The organism is Paenibacillus ferrarius (assembly GCF_002027705.1).
GTDB classification, from domain to species: Bacteria; Bacillota; Bacilli; order Paenibacillales; family NBRC-103111; genus Paenibacillus_E; species Paenibacillus_E ferrarius.
Window position 1 is genome coordinate 79302 of the sequence record NZ_MBTG01000029.1, and the last position, 7113, is coordinate 86414.

7 protein-coding genes are annotated in these 7113 nt (G+C 44.7%); 6 read left to right on the forward strand and 1 reads right to left on the reverse strand.

The window, feature by feature from the left end:
• The first annotated feature begins 11 nt into the window (after positions 1-11).
• The 5 genes from BC351_RS27090 (at position 12) to BC351_RS27110 (ending at position 4682) form a co-directional block, all read left to right on the forward strand.
• A complete protein-coding gene (locus BC351_RS27090; RefSeq protein ID WP_079416900.1) occupies positions 12-740 on the forward strand; it encodes a (Fe-S)-binding protein in 729 nt (242 codons plus the stop codon).
• Positions 737-2254 (forward strand): LutB/LldF family L-lactate oxidation iron-sulfur protein, encoded by a 1518-nt coding sequence (locus tag BC351_RS27095; protein ID WP_079416902.1) that lies wholly within the window; start codon positions 737-739, stop codon positions 2252-2254. The genes BC351_RS27090 and BC351_RS27095 overlap by 4 nt, the downstream gene beginning before the upstream one ends.
• Complete coding sequence (locus BC351_RS27100) at positions 2247-2972, forward strand: LutC/YkgG family protein (RefSeq protein WP_079416903.1); 726 nt, start codon at positions 2247-2249, stop codon at positions 2970-2972. Before BC351_RS27095 ends, BC351_RS27100 begins: the two co-directional genes overlap by 8 nt.
• A gap of 711 nt (positions 2973-3683) precedes the next feature.
• On the forward strand, positions 3684-3965 hold the full coding sequence (locus tag BC351_RS27105) for a hypothetical protein (protein WP_079416905.1): 282 nt from the start codon (positions 3684-3686) through the stop codon (positions 3963-3965).
• A gap of 294 nt (positions 3966-4259) precedes the next feature.
• Complete coding sequence (locus BC351_RS27110; protein WP_279628379.1) at positions 4260-4682, forward strand: phospholipase D-like domain-containing protein; 423 nt, start codon at positions 4260-4262, stop codon at positions 4680-4682.
• 271 nt (positions 4683-4953) lie between these two features.
• Here the strand turns inward: BC351_RS27110 and gpmA are convergent, their stop codons facing one another.
• Entirely contained in the window at positions 4954-5727 is a 774-nt protein-coding gene (gene gpmA, locus BC351_RS27115) for a 2,3-diphosphoglycerate-dependent phosphoglycerate mutase (RefSeq protein WP_079416909.1), read from the reverse strand.
• Positions 5728-6643: 916 nt separating this feature from the next.
• Between gpmA and BC351_RS44430 the strand changes: the two genes are divergently transcribed.
• Positions 6644-6979, forward strand: a complete 336-nt coding sequence (locus BC351_RS44430) for a CAP domain-containing protein (RefSeq protein ID WP_244209190.1) — start codon at positions 6644-6646, stop codon at positions 6977-6979.
• The last annotated feature ends 134 nt before the right edge of the window (positions 6980-7113 follow it).

The window sequence follows — 7113 nt, forward strand, 5'->3', positions numbered from 1 at the left end:
AGAGGTGCACCATGAAAGTATCATTGTTTATTACTTGTCTTAGCGATGCGATTTATCCCCGAGTAGGGGAAGCGATGGTGCGGCTTTTGGCCAAATATGGCATTCAGTTGGAGTTTCCAAACGTTCAAACTTGCTGCGGTCAACCAGCTTATAACAGCGGGTATTGGGATGAAGCACGGATAACAGCCAAAACAATTCTCAAAGCATTTGAAGATAGCGATTTTGTTATCTCTCCTTCGGGTTCATGCACCTACATGATTCATCACTATTCGAATCTCTTTCAAGATGATCCTGTTAACATGGAGAAAGCGTTAGAGCTTCAGAGAAAAACTTACGAGTTTACTCAGTTCCTTGTACAGGTGTTGGGGGTTACTGATCTGGGGGCGGTGTTTCCTCATAAAGTCACCTATCATCCATCATGCCACGGAAGCAGGCTTCTTGGTGTCAAAGATGAGCCGTTGGAATTACTGAAAAACGTCCAAGGTTTACAATTTGTTCCGCTTCCTTTTGCTGAAGATTGCTGCGGGTTCGGCGGGACTTTTGCTGTAAAGATGGCCGACATTTCAGGAGCTATGGTCTCAGAGAAAGTGAATCATGTGAAAGAAACGGAAGCGGAAGTTCTCGTCGGTCTCGATATGGCATGCTTAATGAATATCGCTGGCAACCTGCGCTTTCGAAACGAACCCGTCAAAGTGATGCATTTGGCAGAGCTGCTGTATGAAGGAGTGAATCGGGCTTGAATACTACTAATTCTGCTGCTTCAAGCGTTAAAGAACGTGCTGATCTGGCGCTTAACGATGAGTTTTTGCGCAATGCCGTGCGCTTCACGACTGAGCGGCTGCGCGGAGGTAAGAAGAAAGCTGCTGAAGAACATGGCAATTGGGATGAGTGGAGAGAAAGAGGTCGACAAATCCGGCTGCATACGATTGCTCATCTGGATTATTATTTGAATTTGTTTGCGGATAACGCTCGTGCTAATGGAGTTCATGTCCATTTCGCTGATACATCGGCTGATGCGGTGAAAATTTCTCTGGCGATTGCGGAACGTAAATCTGCAAAGTCGGTTGTAAAATCAAAGTCCATGGTAACTGAAGAGCTTCATCTAAATCACGCGCTTGAATCTATCGGGATAGAAGCTATCGAGTCGGATCTAGGTGAGTATATTATTCAACTCGCGGGAGAAACGCCTTCCCATATTATCATTCCGGCCATTCATAAGAACAGATACCAAATTGCGGATTTGCTCTCCAAAGAAGCGGGAGAGACGCTGCCGCCGGATACTTCGATTCTAGCAGGTTTTGTTCGTAAGAAGCTGAGGGAGAAGTTTCTTGAAACCGAAATTGGGATGACAGGCTGCAACTTCGCGATTGCCGAGACCGGATCCATGGTGCTGTTCGAGAATGAAGGTAACGCCCGGATGGTAACTACGGTTCCTAAGACGCAAATTACGCTAATGGGTATGGAGCGTATTATTCCTTCCTGGACTGATTTGGAAGTCATGGCAACGCTTCTGCCGCGTTCGGCGACAGGTCAGAAGCTGACGGTGTACATGTCAGGGATTACAGGTCCACGAAGAGAATATGATGCTGATGGGCCTGAGGAAATGCACATCATTATCGTCGATAACGGACGTTCGTTACAGCTGGGAGATCCCGAATTTCAAGAATTGCTGAACTGTATCCGCTGCGGCGCTTGCTTGAACGCTTGTCCGGTGTACCGTCATATCGGGGGTCATGCATACGGGGGCACGTACAGCGGCCCGATCGGCGCCGTATTGACTCCTGCGTTAAAGAAAAACGTGGCCGAGTGGGACGATATTGCGAATGCCTCCAGCTTATGCGGGGCTTGCTACGAAGCGTGCCCCGTCAAAATCCCTCTGCACGATATGCTTGTTTCTTTACGGCGCCGCAAGGTGGAAAGCGGTCATGGCAACAAGCTTGAAGCGGTTGGCATGAAAGGCTTCTCCGCGGTTATGAGCAATTCGTCCCGTTTCAAAGGTGTGCTGAAGCTCGGTAAGATCGGTCAAAAACTTGTCGTCCGGGGCGGAGAGATCCGTACGAAGCTGGGTCCGCTCAAAGGCTGGAATTCGTATCGGGTAACGCCAAGTTTGCCTAAGAAATCGTTCCGTGAGGGGTGGGGGACATTGGAGGCAGAACTGCGCCAAGGGCTGAAGGAGCTGGATCCGCAAGTGCGCCAACGAATGGAAGCCATTGTCAAGGAAAGAAAAACCGGAGGAGGGCATGAACATGGCTGATACGCATCAGGAATGGTTAGATCAGCTTGAAGCGGAGTCACGTGCGAAACAGAAATCATTTATAAATGGCATCGCTAGCAAGCTTGGTAGAGCACGGGTGACTGAGAAACCGGCTCAGCCTTACCGAGGGGCACCTGATTTCTGGCAAGCATTCGAGTGGCCTCTTGAAGAGAGAATTGAGAAATTTACAGAAAATTTCCAAGCTGCTGGCGGATATGTCGCTCGTTTATCTTCCATGGAAGATGTTAAACAATTCATAGTGAATAAAGCACAGGAAATGAGCGCTAAATATATCATCCGGCAAAACCAATCGGAGCTTGATGCTCTTGATTTGGAAGGAGTGCTAAAAGGCACTAACGTATCGGTTTGGAACCGTGAGCCGGAGACTCATTGGAAAGCCCGCGCCGCTGAAGCGGATTTTGGTATTGTGATGGCGGACTACGCTACAGCGTATACAGGCTCCATGACAGTCCTGTCATCTCGGGACAAAGGAAGATCAGTTAGTTTGCTCCCGACAGTATTGATGGCTATTATTCCGGTAGAAAGACTGAAAACACGTTTAGGCGAAACATTGGTTCACTTCGATCGTGCGGGAAGTGAGAACCTGCCTGCGGGTATTCATTTCATCTCTGGACCAAGTCGTTCGGCTGACATCGAGAATGACCTAACTATTGGGGTTCATGGACCCGGTATTGTGTATGCTTTGATCCTAGGGTAAATAAAGCAGCGGCATTCTGGGACTCCTATTCCAAGGAATCTTTAAATCAACATGCGCATCATTCAACGATCTCAGTCAAATGCAGCAGGGCAGGACGATTGGCCGATTGAGTGAGGTTGGATAGGCTGAGGGCCGGGACTCCGTTGGGGTTCCGGTTTTTGATTTTTTATTATGGCTATGGGATTAAACTAACTGTGAGGATAGTCTTATCTGATTCACTAATATGTAAAACGTTTAAGGTGTTTGCGAAGTAGTATGGAACAAAAATTCAGGGGGCTTGTCGGCTTGTAAAAAATTCATTGAACTAACTGGAAACGTTAGCGCAGGAGCTGCATTGAAGCAGCTCTTTTTATTTCCATTAAAGTACAGGGCAGGTCATTCAACCAATCTATCTTGATAATGATATGACATGTCCAATGACACAAAAGTGCCTACATAACTTTTAATGTAAATGCCTGAGGAATCAGGCTTTTTTATTTTTATGGGGAGGATTTGTGTCATCAAAAAATGCACAAATGTCCCTACATTGTAGTCTTGCGACACAAATCCACCTACTTTATAGCGAGTTCGATTTTCGGGCGATACCTCGAGAAATTCCGATTGCCGACAATGATAAACTTAATTGCTCAACGGGCAGGATAGTTCAATCACTTAACGAATAATTCACATATGAAAAATTTGCGAAAATCATATCAAAAGGCGGGTGATTACTTGTCTCTCATTGAATTAACAATTGATGACATATTTGAGATTACAGCTAGAGGCTACGTTCTAACTTGTGTTATTAATAATCCGAATTCAACCATTAAAATCGGTGATACATTAAGAAATAGAGAAAATGTTACTCAAGAAATTCAAATCAAAGGTATAGAAATGATAAATTATGGGAGCAATTTTAAGAACAGACGCCTAGATAGAATCGGAATATTAGTGGAAATATCTGATGAAGAGGCTTTAGAAATTAAAGGGAAAACTTTAATAGTGCTGAACTAAAGTCTAATTTTTGCGTCAATATAAACACAAACGAAAAGTAATAATCAAGATAAGGGATGATTCCTTGGACGATTACGTTGGAATAATTATTGCGTTGTTGCTGGGGGTTGGATTTTGGTTTATACGTAAATCTAAACTGTATAAAAGAAATTTGACAGCACGATTGACAGGCTATGCATTTGTTTTAATGAGTATTATCCTTGTTTTTGTTGTCATAATAGCGTATCTCTCTCAAGCATCACACGGATATGGACACTAGATGATATTGCCAGTCAGCATCCTGAAAAGGCTCTAATTGATGTTATTAACTCTTCAACACAGACGCTAGATATCGCCATCTACAGTTTGACGCATCCTGATATTGTTGCAGCTATCAAAGATGCAAAGAAGCGCGGTGTTCAGGTCAGAGTTATCACAGACAAAATTCAGTCCGAAGGTAAGGCACAAGTAGAAGCGTTAAAGCTACTAGGGAGCACGGGTATTCCGATGAAAGTCAACAAACACAGCGGTCTTATGCACCTAAAGGTAACTATTGCGGATAAGAAAGTAGTTACGACTGGTTCTTATAATTACAGTAAGGCAGCGAGTACAACGAACGATGAGGTGCTGATGGTAATACATAATGAAGATGCTGCAAAATCCTTTTCTGAGCAATTTGACCGTATGTGGAATGATACTAAAGGCTTTGAAAGCATTGATAAGAAAATCGCTCAATAGTACGATAATAAATGAAGATGACCAAACCGATATATTGCTGATGTTGGTAAATCATTGCGCGCAGAACGATAGCTCAATAAACACGAAGAAACGGCAGCCGCATAAGGACTGCCGTTTTCTCAACTAACGGGCGGGATAGATTAAGATCATACGCAGGGAAACGTACTATAAGTAAGGGCAAGTTATATATCTTCCGCGCCTTGATTATAGCCGCTGTCGATCGCGACGTGCTGAATGGACGCGATCAAGGCCACTTCTCCGAATGAGCCTCTCACTCGGACGAAAGCGGTGACTGCCCGACATTAATAGTGGGGGGCATAAGGGAAGGAATCGTTCCTTCCGGCATCTCGCCGTCAATGCCCAAGAAATAATGCCGGATCGGCGATAATTGCTCGTTCAATTCGTACACGAGCGGGATGCCGGTCGGTATGTTCAGATCGGCGATCCCGTCGGCAGGGACTCGATCCAGATGCTTCACCAACGCCCGTAACGTATTGCCGTGAGCCGCAATGAGTATGTGCTTGCCGGACGAGAGAGCGGGGGCGATTATCTCCTCCCAGTACTTTAACACTCTGCGCTCCGTATCATCGAGATTCTCCGTTAACGGAAATTCCTCTTCTTTTAAATTCCGGTAGCGTGGCGCGGACGCTTCGTATCGGGCATCGTTTTGATCCAATGCAGGCGGGCGAACGTCGACGGACCTGCGCCACAAGTGAACTTGCTCTTCTCCGTATTTCTCGGCCGTCTCGGCTTTGTTCAATCCTTGCAGGGCGCCGTAATGTCGCTCGTTCAGCATCCAGCTTTTGAATTCCGGAATCCACGTTAAATCCATTTCTTGAAGAATGATCCACATCGTCCGAATCGCACGCTTCAGAACGGATGTATGCGCTGCGTCGAAGACGTAACCCTGCTTTCTCAGGATGATTCCGGCTTGTCTTGCTTCTTCGAGACCGTTTGGAGACAAATCCACGTCTGTCCAGCCCGTAAATCGGTTCTCGAGATTCCATTCGCTCTGTCCGTGGCGGATCATTACTACTTTGATCATGCGGAATTCTCCTTGTATAAGGATAAGTTGCCCAACTCCATCATAGTTGTCAGCTTTGGCGAAAGCAAATGACCATAAAAATGGTCAGTATATAGTAATAGCGTCTACTTCCGTAGAGCACATTATATGTATACGACACAAAAGATGGGACATTGCAGTGACTTTACGGATAATCGTCAAGAATTGATACTAAACTAACGGGAGTTAAGCGTGACAAGAACACGCATATTTAAAAACTAGCCACCATAAATGGTGGTTTTTTGTTGTTTTAGGTTATTTCAAATTGGATCTCGGAACAATTTATCATGTATCTAAATGCAGAAAACAAAGAATTTTTTCATGGTGCTTGGAATTTATAAAATCAATCAGTAAGGGAGACATATATGTGTCGCACGTAGTTGGGAGTGCAATCTTTGCAATTATAGGATTTTTGTGCGGAGCAGTGGTTCGGGAAGAAACCCATTTCTTTTTGGAAGTATTAATTTAATTGAGGTTTGAATAAAACAATGGAACTTTACAAAACCTTTATTTGATAACATTACTACTTTGACGGTTCAGGAGGGATTGTTATAAAACCATTGGTCATAATAGCAGCATTACTACTCGTTACAGGTTGTTCAAGTAATAATTCGACTAACAATCAAATGAATGCTAAACAAATGAAGCTTGAAACTCATGCTCCTAATGCTGCTTCAACGTCATAACTCAAGCATCATCCATTTCTACTGCGGGTGCAGGGAAATCACCGATTACGATTAAACAAGCACCCAATGACGCTTCGAATTGGCTGGATTGGTTCCAAGGCAACTATGCACCGGCAGAAAGCCCAGCGAATCAAGCCGTAAATCCGCAACAGTCCGCCAATCCTCAACAGTCCGTAAATCCATCCCAATCTGCTCAGCAAGTCTTGGATCTGGTGAATCAAGAAAGAACGAAAGCAGGCTTGAATTCCATTAGCTTGAACAGCAGTCTCTCGAAAGTAGCGATGGCTAAGGCTCAGGATATGTACAACAATAATTATTTTGATCATCAGTCTCCGACTTATGGATCCCCGTTTGATATGATGACTGCATTCGGTGTCACATATAACTCTGCAGGGGAAAACATCGCCAAAGGCCAGACGAGCCCGACGGAAGTGATGAACCAATGGATGAGCAGTCCTGGCCATCGTGCCAACATCCTGAATAGCAGCTACACCCAAATCGGGATAGCTTACTATAATGGTGAGTGGGTTCAGGAATTTATAGGATAGTAGGTCAAGGACTTCAAAAAAGAGTATCAAATCCCACAAAAGGTGTCTGCAGAAGTTTTGGAGGATATTACGGAGTGGATATTGACCAAATAATAAAAAGATACCCGTTTATCTCATCGTCTGTCGGTTCCGGT

Bases quoted from the DNA above. Each gene is read 5' to 3' on its own strand.
- gpmA (WP_079416909.1), bottom strand. From the start codon at position 5,727: ATGATCAAAGTAGTAATGATCCGCCACGGACAGAGCGAATGGAATCTC.
- BC351_RS27090 (WP_079416900.1), top strand. From the start codon at position 12: ATGAAAGTATCATTGTTTATTACTTGTCTTAGCGATGCGATTTATCCC.
- BC351_RS27100 (WP_079416903.1), top strand. From the start codon at position 2,247: ATGGCTGATACGCATCAGGAATGGTTAGATCAGCTTGAAGCGGAGTCA.